The sequence below is a fragment of the Paenibacillus residui genome, assembly GCF_042677205.1.
GTDB classification, from domain to species: Bacteria; Bacillota; Bacilli; order Paenibacillales; family NBRC-103111; genus Paenibacillus_L; species Paenibacillus_L residui.
In genome coordinates, this window is the sequence record NZ_JBHTIU010000023.1 from 47,392 (window position 1) to 68,863 (window position 21,472).

A 21,472-nucleotide genomic window follows, 5' to 3' on the forward strand; every position below is an offset into this window, starting at 1 on the left:
AATCACCTCAAATCTTCCGGAAAGTCGTCAAAATCAAGTTCACCTTGATCGCCACCATTGGAATCATATTGCTCCAAGTAGTCGGCGACTAGTTTCCACTCGGCATCCGCAACATCCTGGACAACCTTGCCAATCGAACGACCTAGGGCCTCGGATGCACGATCAGTGAGCCACTTCCAGTCCATTGCTCCGCCGTTATGCTGCTTTACAAGATCGAAGGCGCGGTTTTTGTCACTTGTCCCACGCGCGCCCCCGCTTTGACGTCCTGCGGCGCTAGATCTCGCTCCGGTTGATGAACGACTTTGTTGGCGAGGCGGCGGAACGGCTCCTTCGTCCCCAGCTTCCGGATCCTCGCCGTTCAGGTACGCCTCAAGCTCTTCTTCGGTTTGCGAAAAGATTCCGCTGGAACGAGTGGCCGACAATACAGCATCCACAAGAGCACGCTTTTTCGCCATTTTCAGCACAGTATTCCAAATGGAGTGCATGTCGTCGTTTTCAAGCCGATACTGAACGAACTTCCCGTATCTGCCATCCCGCTCCTTAGAAACTAATTCCTCCTTGCTAAGCCCCTTAGGGATATCTTTTTCAGAAACCCAGCGCCAGCGGTAGCGGTTCTCGAAGGTGTTCGCGTGGCCAACTCCCTCAGCGATGATGGATCCTGTATTGCGATGAATTAATCGAACGGTGATGTCCACGCTGTAATACCCGGTTTCGTGATTCTTATCTTCGACCTTGCCCGCGATTGTCGGAGCCAAGTTGTAGAACTCGCACAGCCCCTCAGCTCCAGGCTTGTACAGCGTCGGCTTGTCCGTTCCGGGAATAATTCCGTAATCCACGCCTTCCTGCATGACCTCTCTAAAGAACTCTCTTGTTAGGTTTAACTTCTGTTTCATACCGTCCAATTTCCGTCGAAGGTCAGCTGCACTCCCGAACTCAAGGTCAACGATCGCCCCTCCTCCGGCATTCCCGCCGGAGGGTTGAGGTTGCAAAACCGTGACATCTGTCAAATTAGGCCACCTCCCGAAGCATTCCGGCTACTGCTTGGAGTGCCCGGAACTCGTTATGCAGTCGTTCCACTCGATAACGAACCCTAGTCAGTTCCATTTCGCAATTCATTACTGCTTCCCGTTCTGACTCTGTATGGGAACGAATCTGTGCATTACGGGTTTCCGCATTCTTACCGTCAATTACTATGCCATCAAAGACACCAAGCAACAGGCCATCCTCCTTATGTTGCAGATTAGCCTTTGCGGCCCGAAGCGACATTTCCGCATTAATAAGTTCTTTTTCCGCAGCTTCGATTTCTTCTGGTAGCGCCAGTACTCGCATTGCAATCGATTGTTTATCCATTTGATTACCTCCGATAATTGATTTAATCTTTATTGCCATGGTAAGATGGCCTTAAGATCTGTTTTTCAAGTGACCCGTTGCCGCGGGTCATTTTTCGTTTTCACACTCTTCGCACAATCTTGGAAACCAGTCTCCCTCATCGCCAAGATAGGTCCCACAACATGAACACAGTGTCCCATCAAGCATCATATCCGCAATATCTCCCATTCCATCCCTCCTTTCCTATGTATTGATGCAGCTTGGCCGCATCGTCCGAACCGTGAAGTCAATAGTTGGGAATAGCCTCATTCACGATCCCGACGAAGGGGCCAAGGCCCTTCGAATCACTTGATTTTGCTCATTTCCTGTATTGCCCGGCGACTAACCAATTTGCCTTGGTAGCTGACAAGGTCCGTAGTATCTCCGGTAAAAACACATCCCGGTGCATATTTTCGGAGAATGATTTGATCCCCATCAACAAAGATTTCCATGGGGTCCTTTTCCGAAATCCCAAGCGATTTTCTCAACTCCATCGGGATGACAATTCGTCCCAGTTCATCTACTTTCCGTACAATTCCTGTACTTTTCATAGGTAATTCCCCTCTCAATTGTTTTCTGGGCGATATACAATCATGAAAGACTCTCTTTTATCGCTGATCGATAACTGTATATCTAAGACCTCTACATCCGGGTTTTCCTGCAACCAATGGTTTACTCCGCTAGGGCTATGAAACCGAACAATCTGAATGTTTCCGGCAACTTCCTCACGCATTCACATGCTCCTCCTTGGCAAAATCAAAGACGTCTACTTCCTTTCCATCCGTCGTGATGACGATCCGACCATTTCCCAAAGTTCCTAAAAGACCGTATGCTGTCCAGTTGCATCCTTTGTCAACAGCTACACGTCCAATGCACTGCTGATACGCTATGTTAGCCGCTTCTTCAACTCTCACCCCAGCAGTTACGAAATCTTGCGGGGTTTGCACATTACCGCATCGCGGACAAACAAATTTCCAGTCGGCCGTTTTATCGCCAAATCGCGCCTTTGCTTCCTCAAGCCATCCATTCAGAGGTTGTTTAAGCATGGATCGATTCCTCCTTGCCTTGAGAATCCCACTGGGGTACAATGGGAGAAATAAGATTTTTTAATAGCTTCACATGATGGCCGCTGCCGCGAACAGCGGTCATTCTGTTTTTATGTGCCTCCTGAATTTCTTTCTCCAATCCCTCAATCTGGGCCAAAAGCCACCAGTCCCATGTACCATCTTCCTTTTGTAAATGCTTATTTTGACGATAGATCAACTTAAGTTCTTCAATCCGGCAACGAGCTGCCTTAAAGTCGTATACTTGTCCATCCATGAAAATCAACCTCCTCCGAAGATTTGTAGTATGTTTTGCATGATCGATACTCCGTCTATCCCACAAAGGAAAGCGACAAATACTTCTTTTGCATTCGTAATATTAATCCATTGGATCAATGTCTGTACGTCGGGCGCCTTATGATCCTTCTCGTATTTAGAAATACAAGATTGTGATCGATGCAAAAGTTCGGCCATTTGCTCTTGAGTCAGACCTGCCCGTTCCCGACAAGCCTGCATGATCGCGCCAAATTTCAAATGGTACTCACCTCCCGGTTTATTCCAAAATGGAATAGGCTGAGGATCCGGTATGATCTATAATGAAGTTGAATCGTTCCCCATACCGTCGGCCAAGGATCCTATTCGACGGACTCACCCCTCACTTTCTTCCGTCAGAATCGCATGCACCTCGCGTACCTCCTCAAGAGCAAGCAACAAGCGTGTTGATTGCAAACTTTTTAATCGGCGTAATCTATGCTGAACTGCGGTTAGTAGCGCTATTGCTTGCTCCAATTCCTCAACTGCATAATGCTTGTCCTTTTCCAAAGAATCACCTCCCTTCAATAAGACCTCATCCGGCAAGGCCAGCATTCCTTGATATAATCTTTTTAATTCGAGTTAGTTCCCTCTCGGAAATGAATTCCGGGTTGGAACAATGTCCCCTGGAAAGGGTATCTTGAATTGCTTCGTCGATAGTCAAACCCTTGAACCGCATCCTTGCAACTGCCATACACACAAAAGCTTCTCTATTTTTCCAACGAAATGAAGGCTTACGCATCGGAGTCACCTACATCTTTACCAAGAGGTATACAAACTTTGTTCCATTTGGTACCAGATGTTGGACCTGCCATCCCTCTGCAAGAAGCTTATTAACTTCTTTCTCATCGGAAGTACGCCGAACTTCTGAAATTTGATAAATATCATTCATATGACCATGCTCCTTTCACTACTTGTCCATCGTGCGAAGCCTAAATCGCTTCGCCTTTAGCAGCACTTTCGATGATTTTCCAACCTGCAGCATGCATATCGTCAATAACTTTCTCGATGTCTTCAGGAGTTTTGGCAACGTAGTCATCACAGATGTGCACGGTTGTTAACCCGATCTGATACGTTTCGACGATGTTGCCCTTTTCCAGAGGCTGAGGCTTAGGTTTGTTCGGCATAAGTGCATTCCCCCTTCTTGGGTTATGCATATGCTCCACTAACAATGGGACGGCCATATAAGTTTTCACCTGCCTTTCAGGAGGAACATTGATACTTTAACTAACTTCATTTTTTGTTGATGTATGAGAACCTTGTACTTTCAGACCTAAAAAAAGATAATTAATATCCTCGTCAAGAATTTCAGAGACTTTGAATGCATCAGTTAGAGAAGGATTGGAATAGCCATTTTCCCAATTACTCACTGTTGCCTTTTGATATCCTAATAGTTCTGCCAGTTGCTCCTGTGTAAGTCCTTTCTTCTTGCGAGATTCAATAAGGAATAGATTTTTTCTCACTGCGACACCACCTTTTGTATAACAATCTTGTACTTTATTATAAGTATAAGATTCTTGTATGTCAACATAAAAATATAATTTTCTTGTACTTTTATTGTTGTATTTCTATATTTGTGTACAATATAGTTGTACTTCTAATTTAAGGAGGAACTACTTTGTTTCATCCTGAAAGATTGATAGAGTGGAGAAAAAAGAAAAAGCTAACCCAAGAGCAGTTAGCGATCAAGGTCAATACTACTAAAGGAACAATTAGTAACTACGAAAACGGCCATAGTACTCCACCACACGAAACTCTCGTTTCCATTGCGAATATATTAGATGTATCAACTGACTTCCTTCTTGGCCGAACAAACCAGCCTTCCGAAGATACATCCAAAGAGGAGGAAGAAGAAAGCGATACAGAAATCAGCATGTTTTTCAAGGACTTTAAGAGCGCTCCGAAAGAGCGTCAGGAGGAGATGCTCCGCTTCTGGAAATTTATACAGGAAGCAGAGAAAGACCGGAAGCCTGGTCAAAGACAGGATGATTAAGCAAGTACCCGAGCCGATCGGGATTGAATACTGAAAGGCAAAACAAATGAAACGGATATTCGTTATAACTATGGCTGTTTTTCTCACTTCTGTTGTTTCGGCATGTGGTGGCAGTGATGAGAACACTAAGGATAGTAAACCCGTGAATACACTGACAACAAAGACTGAGACACCAGTCTCCAGAGAAGATAGTACTAAAACTGAAATGGAACCGGTCATCGAAGAAATCCCTTTGGATGCACAAAGAGATTTCTACATTAAGACGACTAAACCTGAAATAGATCATATTGTAGATGAATTTGATTTTATATGGGAAACCCTATGGACTTATACATTTCAAAGTGTAACCGACGGAAAAATAACTTCCTCAGAAGCATGGAAAAAACTTGATACTGCAAAAAAAAGATATGACTTAATCTACCAGCAAACCGGAGAACTCCCGACTGATGGTTTAGACAAAGAATTGAAAAAGAAACTCGGTTCCTTTCAGGTTGAAATAGAAGATGCAATTGCATTCCGATTAGAGGCCATTAAAAAGGCTAAAAAGATGTTTGATAAAGGGGAGTTTCCTGCCTCAGAAGTTAATGATATACAAGATATCGTAGATCAGTCTGGGGATTACTTCTTACAAGGGATCTTATATCTAACTGATATCGAGAACACTTTAGGCATCGAAAATTAATAACTTTAGCCCTCGGGGCTTTTCTTTTTACTCAAATGCAGAACATACATTCGAGGTGCCATCATGACCTACTATCGCACTACTCATCTGGAGGATTGGGTCGAAAGAATGTACACCAGGTTAGGCATCCAGAATCCGTCCCAACTGAACGTTTTTGAGATCGCATACCGTCTCAATGCTTGGCTATATTTCAACGATTTTCCTAGCAAATCAATCGAACGAAATGGACTGATCAGCATCAGTCTCGATCGAAGACGTTCTCCTCCGGAACAATGGGAAGATTTTCTACATGAACTATGCCATGTCCTAAGACATTCCGGTAACCAAATGCATTTGCCAAAACCATTCGTTGAATTGCAAGAATGGGATGCCGACAATTTTCTACTGTACGCAGCTATCCCATATTCTATGTATCGCAATCTGATTCTCCCTTCTCGGGAATGCGAAGCAATAGACATCATTGCTCGGGAATTTGGCTGTACTCATGCACTTGCCGAGCGGCGCCTTCAGCAAATTCGGAGAAGAACGTATCAATATGTCATAGGATTATGAATAAGATAGATATATAGGAGGAGGGTTTCAAATGTTTAAACTACCTTCTGGAGAATATGCTGCCTACCTTCGAAAATCACGTGTAGACCTTGAAGCTGAAGCTAGAGGCGAAGAAGATACATACAAACGTCATATGCAAATTCTTTTAGAGCTGACCAAGCGCCATGGAATTACTCTTTCGAAAATATATAAAGAAAAACCGGCTACATCTGGCGAGAGGATTTCTGAGCGTCCTCAGATGATTCAATTACTTGAGGATGTCGAAAATGAAATGTGGACCGGTATTCTTGTCGTTGAGGTCGAAAGGCTCGCGCGTGGCGATACGATGGATCAAGGGATTGTAGCCCAGGCATTTAAGTATTCTGATACTTTAATCGTGACTCCAATGAGGATATATGACCCGCAAAATCCTGATGACGAGGAATATTTTGAATTCGGTTTATTTATGAGTCGCAGGGAGTTTAAGACTACGACGAGACGTCTCCAAGGCGGCCGTGCAGATGCGGTCAAGGACGGCAGGTATGCCGGTAGCAAACCGCCGTATGGATATGATCGAAAGAAACTGCCTGGAAAAGGCTATACACTCGTACCAAATCCAGACCAGGCCCCCATAATCAAGATGATTTTTGATATGTACGTGCGTGAGGGTAAAGGAACGGGGCTGATCGCTAGGAGATTGAACGAGCTAGCTGTTCCAACTGCAAGGAATAGCATTTGGACGCTCCAAACAATCAATGGGATGATACGAAACCCTGTTTACATGGGGAAAATTGCCTGGAATAGACGACCCACAAAGCGAAGAAGAAAAGACGGGATCTTACAATTGTCTCGACCAAGGGCAGATAGGAAAGATTGGCTACTCTACCAAGGTAGACATGAAGCAATAGTCGATGAGAAGACATGGGAAAAGGCTCAGGAAATCCTTGAAAGTAAAGATATTACTCCTGCTCCAACTGGAATAATTACGAATCCCCTCGCAGGTTTGATCCGTTGTGATATATGCGGACGATCTATGGTTCGCAGACCCTATCACAACAGGCCCGCAGCTATCATGTGTGCTACATCACTTTGCAAAAATGTGAGTTCGGAATTGGACCTGGTGGAGGATAGACTTTTAGAGGGGCTTCGGATATGGCTAAAGGATTATAAGGCACAATGGATGGAAAAAAAGCCAAGAGAAACTGCGCCAAAGGAAGATATGCTCGAAGCAAAGTTGAACATTTTGAAAAGCGCCGAAAAGTTGCTAACCGAACTTATAAATCAGAAGGATAACCTTCACGACTTACTGGAACGTAAAATATATTCGATCGATGAATATATGGAGAGATCACAAATACTATCTTCCCGTATCCAAGAAGCTAAAATGGCGGTGAAAACTTCAAAAATGGAGTATGAAATTGAAGAGAAGAGGGAAAATGCTAAAGTTGAGATCATCCCTAATGTAGAGTACGTGCTTGATGTATATAGGAAAACTAATGATCCCAAGAAACAAAACGAATTGTTAAAAACAGTACTGGAATATGCGACATACAGAAAAGAAGTAGGGGGAAGATGGAATCCGGATGCGATTCAGCAGTTTACGCTGAAATTATATCCAAAATTACCGAATTAATTCATTGATAACTAGTATGAGCAAATTCTTCCGTTCCTATGTCCGTCAACAATCCGATGACCTTATCCGGGATCGAATATCTCTGATTCAAATACCGCAAGGCGGCGGCCAGCTCCCCGTCAGCCCCCCCGTATTGTTCGATCAAATATTTAGCCATCCGCGGATCGCACTTGCTGACGCGAACCGGATACTGCAGCTTTTTTTCATAAATCCACATAAAAAGCTCCTCCCATTTTGTTTACGTTATCCCTCTCTCTATATGGTTAGACCTGCCACGGCCATGGGGACTCTACCCACTGCCAAGGATAGCGCGAAAAGCTATGTCCAAACTGCATCAAAGGACCATATTCCAGCTCGAATTGCTTGGCGAGCTTCTGCCTTTGCTGGGCAAGCTGGTTAAACTGTTGGAGAGCTTGTTGATCGCCGGGATGGGTGTCCAGATAAAGCGACAGCTCAACCAGTGCAAAATCGACCTCCTGCAGCTCCCGCAGCCTCCGGTAATATTGTTCATCCAACGTTTTTTGCATTACCGCTTCTTCTCCTTTCTATGGTCTGCCTTCATACGGACTGTATAAAGCCGGCCACAAAGTACCCCGCTTCAACGCCTCGGACAAATGGAATTGAGGTAAATTGGGCTGCTGGAAGGGGATATATAATTGGGGCGGTGTCTGATAAGTCTTCACCCGGATGGGCGGACATGGATCATGCGGCCCGATAAACGGATAGTAAGTTTTAACCTGAGTGAACATGGTCCCTTTACTCCTCCTCTTAGCTTTATTTGGGCTCTCACTGTTAGAGTATGACAGTCGCCTACATTTGGTTTGGGCTACCGCCCCTTTTTTATGGCTTACAAAATAAGAGAATTCCGGGAGTACCACCGCCAATTCCTCTCCAAAAGTTCTTCAGCGGGCGAAATTCGCTAATGATCCCGGAATTCGGACCGATTATTTTATTTCAGGGTTTTGCTCTGGAGTATAGATATTCACTCTTGTAATCCGCAGACGGTCGATTTCCGCCACTTCGAACACGTGGTCATCCACTTCCACGGCCTTGCCTCTAGCCGGCATGCCTTCCAGCTCCTTGAACAGCCAGCCTCCGATGGAATCGACCTCCTCTTCTTCTATGGATAAATGGAGCAGTTCATTAACCTCCTCGAGGAGCATGCGGCCGGATACGGACACAAACCGGTCCTTCACCTCAATGTCCGGGCGTTCGTTCTCATCGAACTCGTCCCTGATTTCTCCTACAATTTCCTCGAGAATATCCTCCGTTGTCAGTAATCCGGCGGTGCCTCCATATTCATCGATAACGATCGCCAATTGCGATCTGCGCTTCTGCATCATCCGCAGCACATCGCTGATTTCCGTCGCTTCCGAAACCGCCAGGATGGGGCGCAGAAAGCTCGCCAGATCATGCTCCTCATCCGGATCCGCCGTCAATAAATCAGTAATATGCACGAAACCGATAATTTCATCTTTATCCTCTTCGGCTACCGGATAGCGGGTATGCTTGGTTAGATAGACCAGGCTCATATTTTCTTGAAAGGACAGCTCCGTGTACAGGCACTGCATATCGGTACGGGGCACCATGACTTCACGGGCCAACCGCTCGGAAAATTCAAAAATGTTGTCAAACAGCTTCATTTCATCCTTGTTGATATGCCCGCTCTTGGCGCTTTGGTTCATCAATATCCGGATTTCCTCTTCCGTATGCGCCTCCTGCCTGGCAGCGGGCTTAATACCGATTGCTCTCAGCAACCAATTCGCCGCCCCATTCAACAGCCAGATAACCGGATAAAACAATTTGTGAAACAAGATCAGCGGACCGGCAAGCCATAATGAGGTTGATTCGGATTTCTGAATAGCCAACGATTTAGGCGCCAATTCACCAAGCACGATATGTAAAAAGGTGATAATGACGAAAGCCAAAATAAAAGACAGCGTATGGCTGAACGCCGCATGATTCCATCCGAATACGGCTAGCATCGGATCGATTATTAATCTTGAGATCGCGGGTTCACCGACCCACCCCAGACCCAGGGATGCCAAGGTGATTCCCAATTGGGTCGCCGACAGATAAGCATCCAGCCTGTCCGTCACCTTAAGCGCGTATTTGGCTTTCGCATGATGATTTTTGGCAAGCTCCTGCAGCCGGGTAGCCCGGATTTTGACGAAAGCGAATTCCGCGGCGACGAAGACCCCGTTCAGAAACACAAGAAACAGGACCAGAGCAATATTCCAAATGATTTTCCCAAGTTCAAATGGAGTGTCCATTGGAATTGTCTCCTTTGCTTTCCGAATTACAACACCTCTTGCGTATTGTCCCATTTTTGCACCGGAATCATTCTTTAGGAGAATTTACTGCCTGGGAAAATAAAAAAAGCTCCTAACGGAGCCTTTTCGAAGACGAATAACCCGGTTTTAAAGGAAGCTTTTTATGCCAATTAGAAAGTTGTTCCATTTTAATGCTTTAATGAACATAAACTTTCTAATGTGGTAAAAAAAACAACTGCCTCTACAACAGAGACAGTTGGGTGCAAATCAGATAACCGCTTTTCTCTCTTTAAAATCGATTCCCTTGTAGTACATATCCGCAACCAGTAAATTCGGTCCGCAGCATCGGGCTTCCGGACAGTGGCAGTTGACCATTAAATTAAGAGGATGCTCCAGCCATCTTGCAAACACTTCCTCCAAACGGTCGGAATGAATATTGCCGAGAGATGATAAATCGGAGAAATCCGTAACATAAACGTCCCCTGTAAATAAGTTGACGTTCAAACGATTCCGCCCGTCCGGGTCATTGCGTACCGTTACATTGGGCTCCCTCTGCAGTCTTGCGATCAATTCGCGGTCTTGGGCATCGGAGCTGCAGCTAAAGAACGGCAGCGTTCCGAACAGCATCCATACCTCCCGATCCCGTTCATCCAGCAGACGGCTGATCGACTTCCTCAGCAGATCAAGCGGGAGCTTCGGCAGGTGAGCGGCAAAAGAACTCGGATACATCGGATGAACCTCGTGGCGGCGGCAGCCCATTTCGACAATAAGCTTATGGATATCCGCTATTTTGTCATGAGTACGGTAATTGATCATCGATTCCGCGGAAACGAACAGGCCGGCTTCGCTCAAAGCCCGGGTGTTGTTAACCATTTTCTCATACATTCTGGCCGCTGTGCTCTTCCTCACTTCATGCGAAGCGTTGGCAAAGCCGATCTGGTGGAAATCGTCGGCATTCAAGTAATTGAAAGAAATATGGAGGACGTCCAAATAAGGCGCCATCATCTCATACCTGGACAAATCCAGTGTGACGTTCGAATTAATTTGGGTGCGTATCCCTCTGGACTGCGCATATTTCAATATCGGGACGATATACTCCCGGACCGACTCTTCATGATAGGTCGGTTCTCCGCCGGTAATGCTGAGCGTCTGCAGATGCTCCACTTCCTCCAGACGCTTCAGCACGGAAGAAAGAGGGAGCTTCGCTTCCTCCTTCATAACAAGCGCGTCGCCTACCGCGCAGTGCTCACACCGCATATTGCACAGATTGGTCACCGTCAGCTCGATGCTGGTTAATACATGCTTGCCGTGCTGATGCAGGGACAATATCGGATCCCAGGGATCGTACTGGGGACTCATGGGTACTTTCATATTATTCACACCTGACTTTATTGTTGGTTTAGCCTGACCCTTATTGTAACTGAACGGAGCCAAAAGTTAAACCTTTCTATCCATGTGACCTCTGCCGAATCCAGCGTGGCGCCCACCAATTCGCTCTTCCGAGCAGTTTCATCAAGGCGGGGACAACAATAATGCGAATGAGAGTAGCATCGATCAGCACCGCCAAGGATAATCCGAGGCCGAGCGCTTTGATTATTTGAATATCCGTGTAAATGAATGAGCCAACCACGACGATCAGGATAAACGCCGCCGACGTTATGAGGCTTCCGGTTCTTCTTAAGCCCTCGGCCGTACTGGCCTCATTATCCCCGGTCTTCTCGTATTCCTCCACGATGCGGGAAATCAGGAAAACTTCATAATCCATAGATATTCCGAACACTACGCAAAAAATGATAATCGGAAGCGTCGCATCTACGTATCCTGTCGAAGTAATATGCAGCAACTCCGCCATAAATCCGTTCTGGAACACCGCTACGACTATCCCGATGCTTGCCCCCAGACTGAGATCATTCATCAGTACCGCTTTAAGCGGCAGCAGCACGGAACGGAAGGCGGCAAGCAGGACGAAGTAAGTAACGACCATCACAAAGCCGACCACCACCGGGATCCGCTCGTTAATCCGATCCAGCATATCCAGCCGGTAGGCCGGTCCGCCCGTTACCTTGACCTCAAGTCCTCCCGCATCGAGCTCGCGGATTTGCTTCACCAATCTCTCCGTATCTTTGCTTTCCGGATCATCTTCCGGCACGACTATCAATAAAGAGAAACGGTCCGATGCCAGCTTCTCCTCCTCCAGCTTGCTGCGCACCTCTTCCCTCGCCAGCAGGGCGGCAGCCTGCTCCAAAGGGCGGTCTTCAAGCATTGCCAGCAAGCTCTTCACTTCTTTAACCCCATCGAGCTCCCTAAGTTTGGCGGTGTAGGCAGCCATTTGACGCAAAGAAGCTTCAGACCAGAATTCCTCCTCCGCTTCCACATAGATTTGGATTGGATTCATCTCCCGCGCATCATAAGCCTCGGTCAACAGATCATCCCCGTGCCTGGATTCATAGCTGGGAGGCAGCATACCCGCGCTTGGAAGCCCGAGCTTCATGTCGCTGACCGGAAGCATGAACGTTATCAGGATTCCGCTCATGATTACAACGAGCAGAACGGGCCGCTTCATAACGGAATATGCGATCCGGCTCCATAGATGGGAGGCCTGCTGCCGCTTCTTCCAGCGGGAAGGGATGACGTTCCAGCGGTTTATGTTATGGCCAAATAGGCCCATCAAAGAAAGCAGAAGGGTGTTGGCGATGATGACCGACAGCGAAACGACAAGAACTCCTCCTAGGCAAAGAGTCCGGAAAATATTTAGCTCTATAAACAACATGCCGAGCAATCCGATCAACACCGCGACTCCGGAGAAAAAGATCGAACGGCCCGCCATTTGGCAGGTCATGGCCACTGCTTCACGCACATCCTGCTGCTGGTTCAATTCCTCGCGAAAGCGGCTGACCATAAACAAAGCGTAATCTATCCCGACCGCCAACCCAAGCATTGTCACCATGTTGGGCAGGAAATTGGACAAGGAGTAGCCTTGTGCGATGAAATAGGTAATCCCCAGCGTCGTCGTAACGCTCGCCAAGCCGACAATCAGAGGAAGAAGGGCTCCCAGAACCGTGCCAAAAATAAGCAGGAGCACCAACAAGGCGATGGGAAGGCCGATGACTTCCGCTTTGACGATGTCCTTCTTCGTCGCTACCTGCATGTCATGCAGAATCGGGGGCCCTCCGGTAATATCTACCTTCATGCCGTCCGGAGCCGTGATTTTTGCTTTAATTTCGGTAAATTTATCCAACGCCTCGTCCGTAGTCAGCTTGAGAAACACATTAACCGATTGAATATGGTCATGGCCCGCCACACGAGTAGCCGGATTGATAGCAATGCCGGCAACGTAGGGGAGCTCTTCAAGCGGTTTAAGGGAGTTCAGTATCGTTGTTATGGCTTCTTGATCCGTTAATTCCCGGGAATCGCTGGAGTATACCAGAATGAAATTGGAGGCCGGAAAATCAAGCTTCTCCTGAAGCGCAATCATTCCCGCATCGGAATCGCTGCCTTTCGGCGTGAACCCGTTATCTTTAAATTGGCCCGGAGCCTGAACCGCGAACAAAGCCATAAATACAAGGATTGCCGCCCATAATCCGGTTACCCAGCGGCGATAACGATACATTGCCTCCCCCCATAACCAAAACCAGCCCTTATCGGCACTTTCCCGCATGAATGCATCCCCCGTTACGTTCGATGAAATAATTAACAACATTTTCCCATTTTTTATCCTGTCAGGCAAACCGGCAAAAAAACGTAATGACCCAATTATAACCATTACATTTGTTTCGTAGAAGGCCGGAACGAAAAAAGCCCCGGCCGGGGCTTTTTAAAGGAAATCGACGGATTCGGTTGTATGCCTTCATTACGATCAAGAGCCAAATCCTCCGATAGCCATATAAATGAGTACCAGCGCAGCCAGTACGAAACGGTAAAAGGAAAAATATGTAAGTTTGAGCCTGGAGACCAATTTGATAAACGTTGCCACGGCCAACAAAGCGACGATGAATGAAACGATGAACCCTACGGCAAAGAACGGAAGATCATCCGCCGTAAACAGGCTGTAGCTTTTCAGCAGGTCGTATCCGGTCGCTGCGGCCATAATCGGGATCGCCATCAAGAAAGTAAAATCCGCTGCTGCTCCCCGGGTCGTTCCGGCCAGCATTCCGCCGGCAATCGTCGCCCCCGAGCGGGAGAAGCCCGGCCATAGCGATAGGCATTGGGCGGCACCGATAAACAAAGCTTGTTTATAGGTAATATCATCCATTGTCCTGGCCTCTATTGCAGGGCTTTGCTTCTCGGCGATGATCATAAAAATCCCGCCGATAATGAGCCCTATCACGACAGTTTCCGGCATAAACAGAAGCTTGATGTATTTATGCCCGAGGAAGCCAAGAGCCATAGCCGGAACGATACCGATCAGGATATGAAGCAAATTTAGCTTAGGTCCCGGGTTAAGCCGTTCGTTAGCCGTCTGGATGCCGAATAACCGCAGCACTCTTTTCCAATATAGGACAACCACTGACAGAATAGCTCCGAGCTGAATCGCTATTTCGAACGTATCCGCTTTTTCCCCGGTAAAATCAATCATATGGCCGACCAGAATCATATGTCCGGTGGAGGATACGGGCAGAAATTCAGTTAGTCCCTCCACTATTCCAATAATGATCGCTTTCCATAATTCCAGCATTTCTTCTTCTCCCCTCCCACTGTCCCTCGTTCAACTATTGTATTCCAATCTGACAGGCCCCATGCTTATTCCATGTAAAGAGCTTCAATCTTTCTTGCCGATTTCCCTCCAATGGGAGGCGGAGAAGCTATCCCAATCTATGCCGATGCTTAACTGGTGCTCCAATACTTCCCGCAGAAATTCGGGTAAATAATATTCGGTGCCGGTGCCCTTGCTTAAGGAAAGATATCCTACTCCAAAGGTGAACATATCCAGAGAGCCGACCAGATAATGCCTTTCGGGCTCAAGCGGGAGACCATTGATGTATATCTGCCGGATCTTATGGTAAGAAGGCGCAGCCGCATCGTAATCCACATCGATCCCATCGAGACAAAGCATGCCGAGCACCTTGCCGCGAAAGCCGAAGCCGCGGATCTCCTTGTCTATAAACTCATCCAGCAGAGACTGCTCCAGGGCAAGCGCCAAATGATCCCCCCGCAGCCAAAATTTGCAGGGATTGATCGGTGAAGGGCAGACCTGAAGAAGCCGAAGCTTGGTCACCGGCCCTTCCTCCAGCCCGCCCAGCAGTTGGCCGGCATTAATAATCCCCACCTCGGCGTCCACCCAACGGCGGACTCCGGAGGCCAGAAGATTGCCCAAGCCGGATTCCTGCCGCCAAGCTATGGTCAGCGGCCGATCCAGAGAGGTAATGGTTGTGCTCAAATAAGCCTTGCCTTGTTCCCGGCATCGCTCAATAATTTCGACCACATCCCCGGCTTCCTCATACGAATCAACCTCAATGACGCGTCCTTCTACCCGTTCCAGCTTCTTGAGGGACGTATCGTATGTCAACTCCATTTCGCCTACGTACTGTCCGAACTTGCCTGCGGCACCGATATAAGTATTCTCCACCAGGAGAGGCTCTTCCAACAGATGATGCGTATGTGCGCCGAGAATTAAATCTATCCCGGGGATTTGCTCGGCCATCCGACGGTCATTCGTCAACCCCAGATGAGAGAGAACGATAATGCTATCCGCTTCCTCCTTAAGCCGCTCCACCCATCGGGCAACGTTCGGCAGCGGGTCGTCCAGCTTCCAGTCAAGAAGCTGATAGAAATCCGGGTAGTAGGCCGTTACTCCAAGGAAAGCCACTTTCACACCGAACCAGTCCCGAATCTGATATGGCTTAAGCCAGTAGGGAAGCCGGCCCGACGGCATCATACCCATATTGCTTGCCAGCACATCGAACTTGGCCTTGGACGAATAAGCTGCCTCGAGCTGCTGCATCGTGAAGGTCAGCCCTTCGTTATTGCCGGGGACAGCCAGATTATAGCCGGTGGCGTTCATTACTTCCACATTGGCCTGCCCTTCCGTTCCATCCGTCTCCACCCGCATCCGGTCCATATGATCTCCTATATCTACCGTAATGACAGGATCAAGCGGATGACTCTGCTTGAGTTGACGGATAGCCGTTGCGATTTTGGGCATTTGTTCGAAATGGCTGTGGATATCATTCGTATACAAAACAATCAGTTTACGCCGTTCTCCTGGCATGTTACTTCCCCCTTTCGGCCGAAATAACCCATTATCTTTTTTATTATAATGGAATTGCGGCAATAAATTACACCACAATTTTCCCTGGCCGCTTACGGGGTTCACGAAGATTCGAGCCTATTTTCATAAATTTAGCCCCCTGCCTACTCTTCCTACGGATAGATGTTCAGGCTTAAGCCAAATATCAGCCATACAATAAACAAAATTACTTTAGGGAGATGTTCATATGCTTCGCAGAAAGCGCAGGAAATCAGGTCTTAAAAAGAGAGGAACCCTTGTCCGCTCCAAAAAAACCGCTCTGCGTCTTTGTCCCCCAAAGAAACGCAAAAGCGGCTTCAGACGCCACCGCATCGTTCGGAATCCGCGGTGGCCGCAATGGACTGCAGGACAGCAGGGTTACCAGGGCGATCCTGGAGCCCAAGGGCTGGCGGGAGGGATAGGACCTGGAGGACAGCAGGGTTACCAGGGCGATCCTGGAGCCCAAGGGCTGGCGGGAGGGATAGGACCTGGAGGACCGCCAGGGGCGGACGGCCTGCAGGGACCCCCGGGGCCACAAGGACCAGAAGGACCACAAGGGGCAACAGGACCTCAGGGACCCCCGGGGCCTCAAGGACCACAAGGACCACAGGGGGCCACAGGACCGCAGGGAGTCCCGGGGCCGGGAATTCAGGATGTTATTATTGTTCCGGAGGCGGCCAGATTTTTTTATGTCCCCGGCTCGGATATAGTTCTTACTTCCTCTGTAACGATCCCGTCCGCCCAATTTACGGATGATAACGGAGCTGCAGCCTCTGAGTTCCCTAAGATGGGATTGGCTAATTACAGCAATCTCTTCATCAACGGAATGATTCAGGAGAGCAGCTTGTATAATATCAGTTCCACAGGTCTAACTATTTCGGCAACACGAGATACTATTTATGCCGGGACTCCCATTGCCCTCGAAATCGTACAATTTTCAACTCGGATTATCCAGCAATAACCGAGACTGGGGTGAGAATGCCCGTTTGACCTTATCATGAAAGTATCCCCCGCCGAGTTTTTACAGCAGAGGATACTTTTATTTTCCTTCCTATAACAGATTAAACCTTCATGGGGGCGAAGTTAGACTTTCGTCATATTCAACTCAAACCATGGAGATGCGGTTCCCGCAGCCGAGACGGATCTTACAAAAGTTGTGGCATGAACGCTGGAATTCCTCGCCAAAATTTGATGAACCCCGTAATTCACTCCGCTTCCTGCATCACCGCCGGAAACATACAGCCACCAGCCGGCCACGTTCTTCATGGGATGATCGGCCATTAAGTTCCCTTCAGCCGTCGTCATATAGTAATAGCCGGGCTCTTTAATTTGGGCTATGGATTGGACTTTGCTCATATTGATCCTCTTTGCTCTATTGTCATGCCTGGTAAGGGGCACCGGTTGAACCCTTTCTCCGGCCAAGCCGAGAAATTTCTGAACCCCGATATTGTTGGATAGGGCGAAAAGTCTCTGTCTGCGTCTTCCTGCCAAATCTCCCACGATAACGGTCAGCAGCGTTTTGTATCCTGTATTGGGATCGGTATACAAGAATAAACCTTCCGGCTCCCCAAAGCCTTCGACATAACCGCCGCTCGGTGAATAACCGACAGGTCTGTTTATCTCCTCGCTGATCTTTCCCGTTGTGAGATTTACCCGGTACAAATGAAAGTCCTCAGCATGTTGGCCAAAGGTCACATAAAAGTCGGCTCCATCTAAGGCAAGACCTTGTAAGATTTGACTATTCATATCGGAAGTGAATAAATAGGAATGAACCTTGGTGTTGAAATTCCCGTTTTTAGCATCGCTGATTTTATAAACTTCAAGCTGGCTTACCGTAGATCCGCTTGTTGTATCTGTAATTCTCATAGCGAGCAAATTGTTTTTAGGGTCGGTAAAAGCGCTTTGATATCTGCTTGGATTAGGAAATTCCTTCAGCTTCCGGACCCGGGAATCGTTAATCGAAATCGTCGTATCCGGCAAATAAGGCACTCTGCACAGCCACTGTGTTACCAAAGTGTCATTGGCATCGACATCCATCATGTTGGTCCAGATGTAGATTTGGCCCCCATCCCTTTCAATACCGATGGAGGTTCCATGACCTCCGTTTTTAAAAATCATGCTGTCCAAGTATTTCCCGCCCAATGAAGTGCGAGTCACCACAAAGCTCTCATAATTCCCGCCGAAACCGTTGTACACTTGAGTAGCGTAAATCTCTCCCGCCACCTCGTCAATGGCCAAACCTTGGTTGACCGTAACATTGGCCAGCTCCAAATCAAACAGATATAGATCCTGGGCATCCGCTGCCGAAAATAATTTTGACATTAGAAATCACCCTTTCCAAAATTTTCAAGTAATTTACTTTAACAATTTGTCCTCATTGTGGCCATCAAGGCCTTCAATTCTGACCTCCTAAGCTAGCTCGGAAAAATCCGACGATGCTGCATAACTGACCTTCCGGGCTCTTTGATGCGCTAATTCTTAGAGATTTCTCCCTCGTATTGCGCTTTTCACCCCTTCCGATTTTAAGTTAGAAACATTCTCACTCCTTTCGGTATTCAATTTCGTATCACAAGTTCATGATATACTCAATTTCGTATTAAGTCAACATAAAAAATAAATAAAATTACGCAATTGAACATTTCTTTTTCAGTTACAAACAAGTATAATTAGGATACAAGTACGGAATTCCGTATATTGATTGAAAAGGGGATTCAATGGTGAAAAGAGCGGAAGTATTGAAAAAATTGATCGATCAAACCGGTTTAAATACTAAGGCTTTTGCTGAAAAAGCAGGTATACCCTATACAACGCTAAGGTCCATATTAATGCGGGGTGTGGGGGGAGCATCTGTTAATAACGTAATCAAAGTGTGCCGGGCGCTAGGGATTACCATTGAGGATTTGGAGGAGATGGCGGCTAATGACAACGGCAGCATCCAAACGATCGCCGCTCATCATGACGGAGAAGATTGGACCGCAGAAGAATTGGAGACGATCCGCAAGTTTAAGGAGTTTGTAAAATCTCAACGCAAGCCACAGGGGTGATTGCATGCTGTATGACAAGCTTCTTAAGGAGACCGAAGCGAGAGTTTTCGAAGTGGACATGCCTTCCACCATTAAGGGACTGTACGCAGATAACGTAATTTGGATCAATAAGAGCATACCGACAAGCACCGAAAAAGCATGTATTCTTGCCGAAGAGAACGGGCATTATCACACATCCATCGGCAATATACTGGACCAAAGCTCCATTCCTAACCGCAAGCAGGAACAAAGGGCACGGACCTGGGCCTACAGAAAACTAATCCCTCTTTCCTCCTTCGTACAGGCTCATAAGCAAGGGATTCATAACCGATATGAGCTTGCCGAATACCTGGAGGTTACGGAAAGCTTCCTCGAGGACAGCCTAAAGCGCTATCAGGAAATTTATGGGACGCATACGCAATGGAAGTGTTTTACGATCTATTTTGATCCCCTGTTAATCTTATAGATCTTTAGGAAAATACCCCTTTAGGGTTCCTTCGAGGATACGCGGGGAATTTCATCAATTGATTTTTGCAATATTCCGAAGTCTTTGGAATATTGTTATTTAATTTTCTAAAGGAACCTATTTTTCGCCGATCCGTAATTATTATTAATCCGTTATAAGCTAGGGGGGCTTGATTTCTATGATTTTCATGAGCATTTTTCTTATCCTTGCAGGATTATTAATGCTTTTCAAGACTAAGCTGCTCTGGAATCTTACTGAAAAGTGGACATCTAGGGATGCTACCGAACCATCAGACCTCTATCTATGGAATACACGCTTTGGCGGGATAGTGTGTTTTAGTATAGGTGTTGTTGGTATCTTCGTCCAAATCCTATTGTAAAAATAACCTTCGTCCCTCACTTGAATTCCAATCACCGATCATTAAAGAAAATTAAAAGGAGGCGAACTTTAAAGTTCGCCTCCTTCATTATACGAGCGGCACAAACGATTCCGGCCGATAGGTTTGTAAGATGTTACCCGATAGAGCCTTCCATTTCGAATTTAATCAAACGGTTCATCTCTACGGCGTATTCCATTGGAAGCTCCTTCGTAAACGGCTCGATGAAGCCCATTACGATCATTTGTGTAGCTTCCTCTTCCGACAGGCCGCGGCTCATCAAGTAGAAGAGCTGCTCCTCGGAAACTTTGGATACTCTCGCCTCATGCTCCAGAGTAACATTATCGTTCTTGATTTCGTTATAAGGAATCGTATCGGAGGTAGACTCCTTATCCATAATCAGCGTATCGCATTCGATATTCGCTTTGGACCCTTGGGAATTCCGTCCGAAGGAAGTCAGACCGCGATAGGATACTTTTCCTCCGTGCTTGCTGATGGACTTGGATACGATCGTCGAAGTCGTTTCCGGAGCCAGATGATGCATCTTCGCCCCGGCATCCTGATGCTGTCCGCGGCCGGCTACGGCAATGGACAGAACCGAACCTTTCGCTCCGCGTCCCTTCAAGATGACTGCCGGGTATTTCATCGTCAGTTTCGACCCGATGTTGCCGTCTACCCACTCCATATTGGCGTTCTCTTCCGCAACGGCACGCTTCGTCACCAGGTTATAAATGTTCGGAGCCCAGTTCTGAATCGTCGTATAGCGGACACGGGAGTTCTTGAGGCAGAGAATTTCAACCACTGCGCTGTGCAAGGAGTTCGTGCTGTAAATCGGCGCGGTACATCCTTCTACGTAATGGACGAAGCTGTCCTCATCCGCGATAATGAGCGTTCTCTCGAACTGACCCATATTTTCGGAGTTGATCCGGAAGTAGGCTTGCAGCGGAATTTCGCATTTGACGCCCTTAGGTACATAGATAAAGCTTCCCCCGGACCATACAGCGCTGTTCAAAGCTGCAAACTTGTTATCGGACGGAGGAACGACCGTACCGAAATATTTGCGGAACAATTCCGGGTGCTCTTTGAGAGCGGAGTCGGTATCCATGAAGATAACGCCTTGGTCTTCCAAATCCTTTTGCATATTGTGGTATACAACCTCGGACTCGTACTGAGCGGAAACTCCCGCCAGAAACTTCTGCTCCGCTTCCGGAATTCCGAGCTTGTCGAAGGTTTCCTTAATTTCCGCCGGAACCTCTTCCCAAGTCTTCCCTTGCTTCTCGGAAGGCTTGACATAGTATTGGATATCATCGAAATCGAGTTCATCCAGATTCCCGCCCCATCTCGGCATAGGCATCTTGAGAAACTGCTCCAAAGATTTAAGACGGAATTCCAGCATCCATTCCGGCTCATTCTTCATGCGGGAGATTTCGGTTACGATTTCCTTGGACAACCCTTTTCCAGTTTGGAAAACGGCCTTATGCTCGTCGCGGAAACCATATTTATACTCTTCCAGTTCAGGCATTTTCTTAGCCATCTTCGATTCCCT

The 21,472-nt window shown here is 47.2% G+C and carries 27 protein-coding genes and 1 pseudogene; 8 read left to right on the forward strand and 20 right to left on the reverse strand.

What is annotated here, in order from left to right; genetic code table 11:
• Positions 1-2: 2 nt before the first annotated feature.
• The 10 genes from ACFQ03_RS06540 to ACFQ03_RS06585 form a co-directional block, all read right to left on the reverse strand.
• A complete protein-coding gene (locus ACFQ03_RS06540; RefSeq protein ID WP_379286943.1) occupies positions 3-1,007 on the reverse strand; it encodes a hypothetical protein in 1,005 nt (334 codons plus the stop codon).
• Position 1,008: 1 nt separating this feature from the next.
• A complete protein-coding gene (locus ACFQ03_RS06545; protein ID WP_379286945.1) occupies positions 1,009-1,350 on the reverse strand; it encodes a hypothetical protein in 342 nt (113 codons plus the stop codon).
• Positions 1,351-1,673: 323 nt separating this feature from the next.
• A complete protein-coding gene (locus ACFQ03_RS06550) occupies positions 1,674-1,919 on the reverse strand; it encodes an AbrB/MazE/SpoVT family DNA-binding domain-containing protein (protein ID WP_379286947.1) in 246 nt (81 codons plus the stop codon).
• Between the two features lie 14 nt (positions 1,920-1,933).
• Positions 1,934-2,101 (reverse strand): hypothetical protein, encoded by a 168-nt coding sequence (locus tag ACFQ03_RS06555; RefSeq protein WP_379286949.1) that lies wholly within the window; start codon positions 2,099-2,101, stop codon positions 1,934-1,936.
• A complete protein-coding gene (locus ACFQ03_RS06560; protein ID WP_379286951.1) occupies positions 2,094-2,414 on the reverse strand; it encodes a VVA0879 family protein in 321 nt (106 codons plus the stop codon). The genes ACFQ03_RS06555 and ACFQ03_RS06560 overlap by 8 nt, the downstream gene beginning before the upstream one ends.
• Positions 2,407-2,688 (reverse strand): hypothetical protein, encoded by a 282-nt coding sequence (locus ACFQ03_RS06565; RefSeq protein ID WP_379286953.1) that lies wholly within the window; start codon positions 2,686-2,688, stop codon positions 2,407-2,409. The genes ACFQ03_RS06560 and ACFQ03_RS06565 overlap by 8 nt, the downstream gene beginning before the upstream one ends.
• A 5-nt stretch (positions 2,689-2,693) precedes the next feature.
• Entirely contained in the window at positions 2,694-2,945 is a 252-nt protein-coding gene (locus tag ACFQ03_RS06570) for a helix-turn-helix domain-containing protein (RefSeq protein ID WP_379286955.1), read from the reverse strand.
• Between the two features lie 114 nt (positions 2,946-3,059).
• Complete coding sequence (locus ACFQ03_RS06575) at positions 3,060-3,233, reverse strand: hypothetical protein (protein WP_379286957.1); 174 nt, start codon at positions 3,231-3,233, stop codon at positions 3,060-3,062.
• A 422-nt stretch (positions 3,234-3,655) separates the two neighbouring features.
• A complete protein-coding gene (locus ACFQ03_RS06580; RefSeq protein ID WP_379286959.1) occupies positions 3,656-3,850 on the reverse strand; it encodes a hypothetical protein in 195 nt (64 codons plus the stop codon).
• A 96-nt stretch (positions 3,851-3,946) separates the two neighbouring features.
• A complete protein-coding gene (locus ACFQ03_RS06585) occupies positions 3,947-4,186 on the reverse strand; it encodes a helix-turn-helix transcriptional regulator (RefSeq protein WP_379286961.1) in 240 nt (79 codons plus the stop codon).
• A 155-nt stretch (positions 4,187-4,341) separates the two neighbouring features.
• Between ACFQ03_RS06585 and ACFQ03_RS06590 the strand changes: the two genes are divergently transcribed.
• From ACFQ03_RS06590 to ACFQ03_RS06605, 4 genes are all read left to right on the forward strand, one after another.
• On the forward strand, positions 4,342-4,716 hold the full coding sequence (locus ACFQ03_RS06590) for a helix-turn-helix domain-containing protein (RefSeq protein ID WP_379286963.1): 375 nt from the start codon (positions 4,342-4,344) through the stop codon (positions 4,714-4,716).
• A 46-nt stretch (positions 4,717-4,762) separates the two neighbouring features.
• On the forward strand, positions 4,763-5,398 hold the full coding sequence (locus ACFQ03_RS06595) for a hypothetical protein (protein ID WP_379286965.1): 636 nt from the start codon (positions 4,763-4,765) through the stop codon (positions 5,396-5,398).
• 108 nt (positions 5,399-5,506) lie between these two features.
• Positions 5,507-5,950, forward strand: a complete 444-nt coding sequence (locus ACFQ03_RS06600) for an ImmA/IrrE family metallo-endopeptidase (RefSeq protein WP_379286994.1) — start codon at positions 5,507-5,509, stop codon at positions 5,948-5,950.
• Between the two features lie 31 nt (positions 5,951-5,981).
• Complete coding sequence (locus tag ACFQ03_RS06605; protein ID WP_379286967.1) at positions 5,982-7,562, forward strand: recombinase family protein; 1,581 nt, start codon at positions 5,982-5,984, stop codon at positions 7,560-7,562.
• A 16-nt stretch (positions 7,563-7,578) separates the two neighbouring features.
• On the opposite strand, the pseudogene ACFQ03_RS06610 reads toward ACFQ03_RS06605, so the two are convergent.
• The 8 genes and pseudogenes from ACFQ03_RS06610 to ACFQ03_RS06645 all read right to left on the reverse strand — a co-directional run.
• A pseudogene (locus ACFQ03_RS06610) lies at positions 7,579-7,779 on the reverse strand (manganese catalase family protein); the annotation flags it as partial.
• A 46-nt stretch (positions 7,780-7,825) separates the two neighbouring features.
• Positions 7,826-8,089, reverse strand: a complete 264-nt coding sequence (locus ACFQ03_RS06615; protein WP_379286969.1) for a spore coat protein CotJB — start codon at positions 8,087-8,089, stop codon at positions 7,826-7,828.
• 18 nt (positions 8,090-8,107) lie between these two features.
• The gene (locus ACFQ03_RS06620) at positions 8,108-8,311 is read right to left on the reverse strand and encodes a spore coat associated protein CotJA (protein WP_379286971.1); all 204 of its coding nucleotides are present in this window, start codon (positions 8,309-8,311) and stop codon (positions 8,108-8,110) included.
• Between the two features lie 195 nt (positions 8,312-8,506).
• Positions 8,507-9,835, reverse strand: a complete 1,329-nt coding sequence (locus ACFQ03_RS06625) for a hemolysin family protein (RefSeq protein WP_379286973.1) — start codon at positions 9,833-9,835, stop codon at positions 8,507-8,509.
• A 267-nt stretch (positions 9,836-10,102) separates the two neighbouring features.
• Complete coding sequence (yfkAB, locus tag ACFQ03_RS06630) at positions 10,103-11,206, reverse strand: radical SAM/CxCxxxxC motif protein YfkAB (RefSeq protein ID WP_379286975.1); 1,104 nt, start codon at positions 11,204-11,206, stop codon at positions 10,103-10,105.
• 76 nt (positions 11,207-11,282) lie between these two features.
• On the reverse strand, positions 11,283-13,493 hold the full coding sequence (locus tag ACFQ03_RS06635) for an MMPL family transporter (protein ID WP_379286977.1): 2,211 nt from the start codon (positions 13,491-13,493) through the stop codon (positions 11,283-11,285).
• A 198-nt stretch (positions 13,494-13,691) separates the two neighbouring features.
• Positions 13,692-14,510: an undecaprenyl-diphosphate phosphatase gene (locus tag ACFQ03_RS06640; RefSeq protein WP_379286979.1), complete on the reverse strand. Its 819-nt coding sequence runs from the start codon at positions 14,508-14,510 to the stop codon at positions 13,692-13,694.
• 84 nt (positions 14,511-14,594) lie between these two features.
• Positions 14,595-16,043 carry a bifunctional metallophosphatase/5'-nucleotidase gene (locus ACFQ03_RS06645; protein WP_150960367.1) on the reverse strand — a complete coding sequence of 483 codons (1,449 nt, stop codon included), beginning with the start codon at positions 16,041-16,043 and terminating at the stop codon, positions 14,595-14,597.
• A gap of 226 nt (positions 16,044-16,269) precedes the next feature.
• On the opposite strand from ACFQ03_RS06645, the gene ACFQ03_RS06650 reads away from it, so the two are divergent.
• A complete protein-coding gene (locus tag ACFQ03_RS06650) occupies positions 16,270-17,022 on the forward strand; it encodes a DUF4183 domain-containing protein (RefSeq protein WP_379286981.1) in 753 nt (250 codons plus the stop codon).
• Between the two features lie 122 nt (positions 17,023-17,144).
• Here the strand turns inward: ACFQ03_RS06650 and ACFQ03_RS06655 are convergent, their stop codons facing one another.
• Entirely contained in the window at positions 17,145-18,383 is a 1,239-nt protein-coding gene (locus tag ACFQ03_RS06655) for a phage baseplate protein (protein WP_379286983.1), read from the reverse strand.
• Between the two features lie 392 nt (positions 18,384-18,775).
• Here ACFQ03_RS06655 and ACFQ03_RS06660 point away from each other — a divergent pair, with 392 nt between their 5' ends.
• From ACFQ03_RS06660 to ACFQ03_RS06670, 3 genes are all read left to right on the forward strand, one after another.
• Complete coding sequence (locus tag ACFQ03_RS06660; protein ID WP_144941524.1) at positions 18,776-19,105, forward strand: helix-turn-helix domain-containing protein; 330 nt, start codon at positions 18,776-18,778, stop codon at positions 19,103-19,105.
• A gap of 4 nt (positions 19,106-19,109) precedes the next feature.
• Positions 19,110-19,550: an ImmA/IrrE family metallo-endopeptidase gene (locus tag ACFQ03_RS06665; RefSeq protein ID WP_144941522.1), complete on the forward strand. Its 441-nt coding sequence runs from the start codon at positions 19,110-19,112 to the stop codon at positions 19,548-19,550.
• Positions 19,551-19,737: 187 nt separating this feature from the next.
• Positions 19,738-19,929, forward strand: a complete 192-nt coding sequence (locus ACFQ03_RS06670; RefSeq protein ID WP_379286996.1) for a DUF6199 family natural product biosynthesis protein — start codon at positions 19,738-19,740, stop codon at positions 19,927-19,929.
• Positions 19,930-20,062: 133 nt separating this feature from the next.
• On the opposite strand, the gene sufB is transcribed toward ACFQ03_RS06670, so the two are convergent.
• Positions 20,063-21,460 carry a Fe-S cluster assembly protein SufB gene (gene sufB / locus ACFQ03_RS06675; RefSeq protein ID WP_144941520.1) on the reverse strand — a complete coding sequence of 466 codons (1,398 nt, stop codon included), beginning with the start codon at positions 21,458-21,460 and terminating at the stop codon, positions 20,063-20,065.
• Positions 21,461-21,472: the final 12 nt, after the last annotated feature.

Coding starts and splice junctions, on each gene's coding strand:
- ACFQ03_RS06545 (WP_379286945.1), bottom strand. CDS start 1,350: ATGGATAAACAATCGATTGCAATGCGAGTACTGGCGCTACCAGAAGAA.
- ACFQ03_RS06550 (WP_379286947.1), bottom strand. CDS start 1,919: ATGAAAAGTACAGGAATTGTACGGAAAGTAGATGAACTGGGACGAATT.
- ACFQ03_RS06555 (WP_379286949.1), bottom strand. CDS start 2,101: ATGCGTGAGGAAGTTGCCGGAAACATTCAGATTGTTCGGTTTCATAGC.
- ACFQ03_RS06560 (WP_379286951.1), bottom strand. CDS start 2,414: ATGCTTAAACAACCTCTGAATGGATGGCTTGAGGAAGCAAAGGCGCGA.
- ACFQ03_RS06565 (WP_379286953.1), bottom strand. CDS start 2,688: ATGGATGGACAAGTATACGACTTTAAGGCAGCTCGTTGCCGGATTGAA.
- ACFQ03_RS06580 (WP_379286959.1), bottom strand. CDS start 3,850: ATGCCGAACAAACCTAAGCCTCAGCCTCTGGAAAAGGGCAACATCGTC.
- ACFQ03_RS06595 (WP_379286965.1), top strand. CDS start 4,763: ATGAAACGGATATTCGTTATAACTATGGCTGTTTTTCTCACTTCTGTT.
- ACFQ03_RS06600 (WP_379286994.1), top strand. CDS start 5,507: ATGTACACCAGGTTAGGCATCCAGAATCCGTCCCAACTGAACGTTTTT.
- ACFQ03_RS06605 (WP_379286967.1), top strand. CDS start 5,982: ATGTTTAAACTACCTTCTGGAGAATATGCTGCCTACCTTCGAAAATCA.
- ACFQ03_RS06615 (WP_379286969.1), bottom strand. CDS start 8,089: ATGCAAAAAACGTTGGATGAACAATATTACCGGAGGCTGCGGGAGCTG.
- ACFQ03_RS06620 (WP_379286971.1), bottom strand. CDS start 8,311: ATGTTCACTCAGGTTAAAACTTACTATCCGTTTATCGGGCCGCATGAT.
- ACFQ03_RS06625 (WP_379286973.1), bottom strand. CDS start 9,835: ATGGACACTCCATTTGAACTTGGGAAAATCATTTGGAATATTGCTCTG.
- yfkAB (WP_379286975.1), bottom strand. CDS start 11,206: ATGAAAGTACCCATGAGTCCCCAGTACGATCCCTGGGATCCGATATTG.
- ACFQ03_RS06635 (WP_379286977.1), bottom strand. CDS start 13,493: ATGCGGGAAAGTGCCGATAAGGGCTGGTTTTGGTTATGGGGGGAGGCA.
- ACFQ03_RS06640 (WP_379286979.1), bottom strand. CDS start 14,510: ATGCTGGAATTATGGAAAGCGATCATTATTGGAATAGTGGAGGGACTA.
- ACFQ03_RS06645 (WP_150960367.1), bottom strand. CDS start 16,043: ATGCCAGGAGAACGGCGTAAACTGATTGTTTTGTATACGAATGATATC.
- ACFQ03_RS06650 (WP_379286981.1), top strand. CDS start 16,270: ATGCTTCGCAGAAAGCGCAGGAAATCAGGTCTTAAAAAGAGAGGAACC.
- ACFQ03_RS06655 (WP_379286983.1), bottom strand. CDS start 18,383: ATGTCAAAATTATTTTCGGCAGCGGATGCCCAGGATCTATATCTGTTT.
- ACFQ03_RS06660 (WP_144941524.1), top strand. CDS start 18,776: ATGGTGAAAAGAGCGGAAGTATTGAAAAAATTGATCGATCAAACCGGT.
- ACFQ03_RS06665 (WP_144941522.1), top strand. CDS start 19,110: ATGCTGTATGACAAGCTTCTTAAGGAGACCGAAGCGAGAGTTTTCGAA.
- ACFQ03_RS06670 (WP_379286996.1), top strand. CDS start 19,738: ATGAGCATTTTTCTTATCCTTGCAGGATTATTAATGCTTTTCAAGACT.
- sufB (WP_144941520.1), bottom strand. CDS start 21,460: ATGGCTAAGAAAATGCCTGAACTGGAAGAGTATAAATATGGTTTCCGC.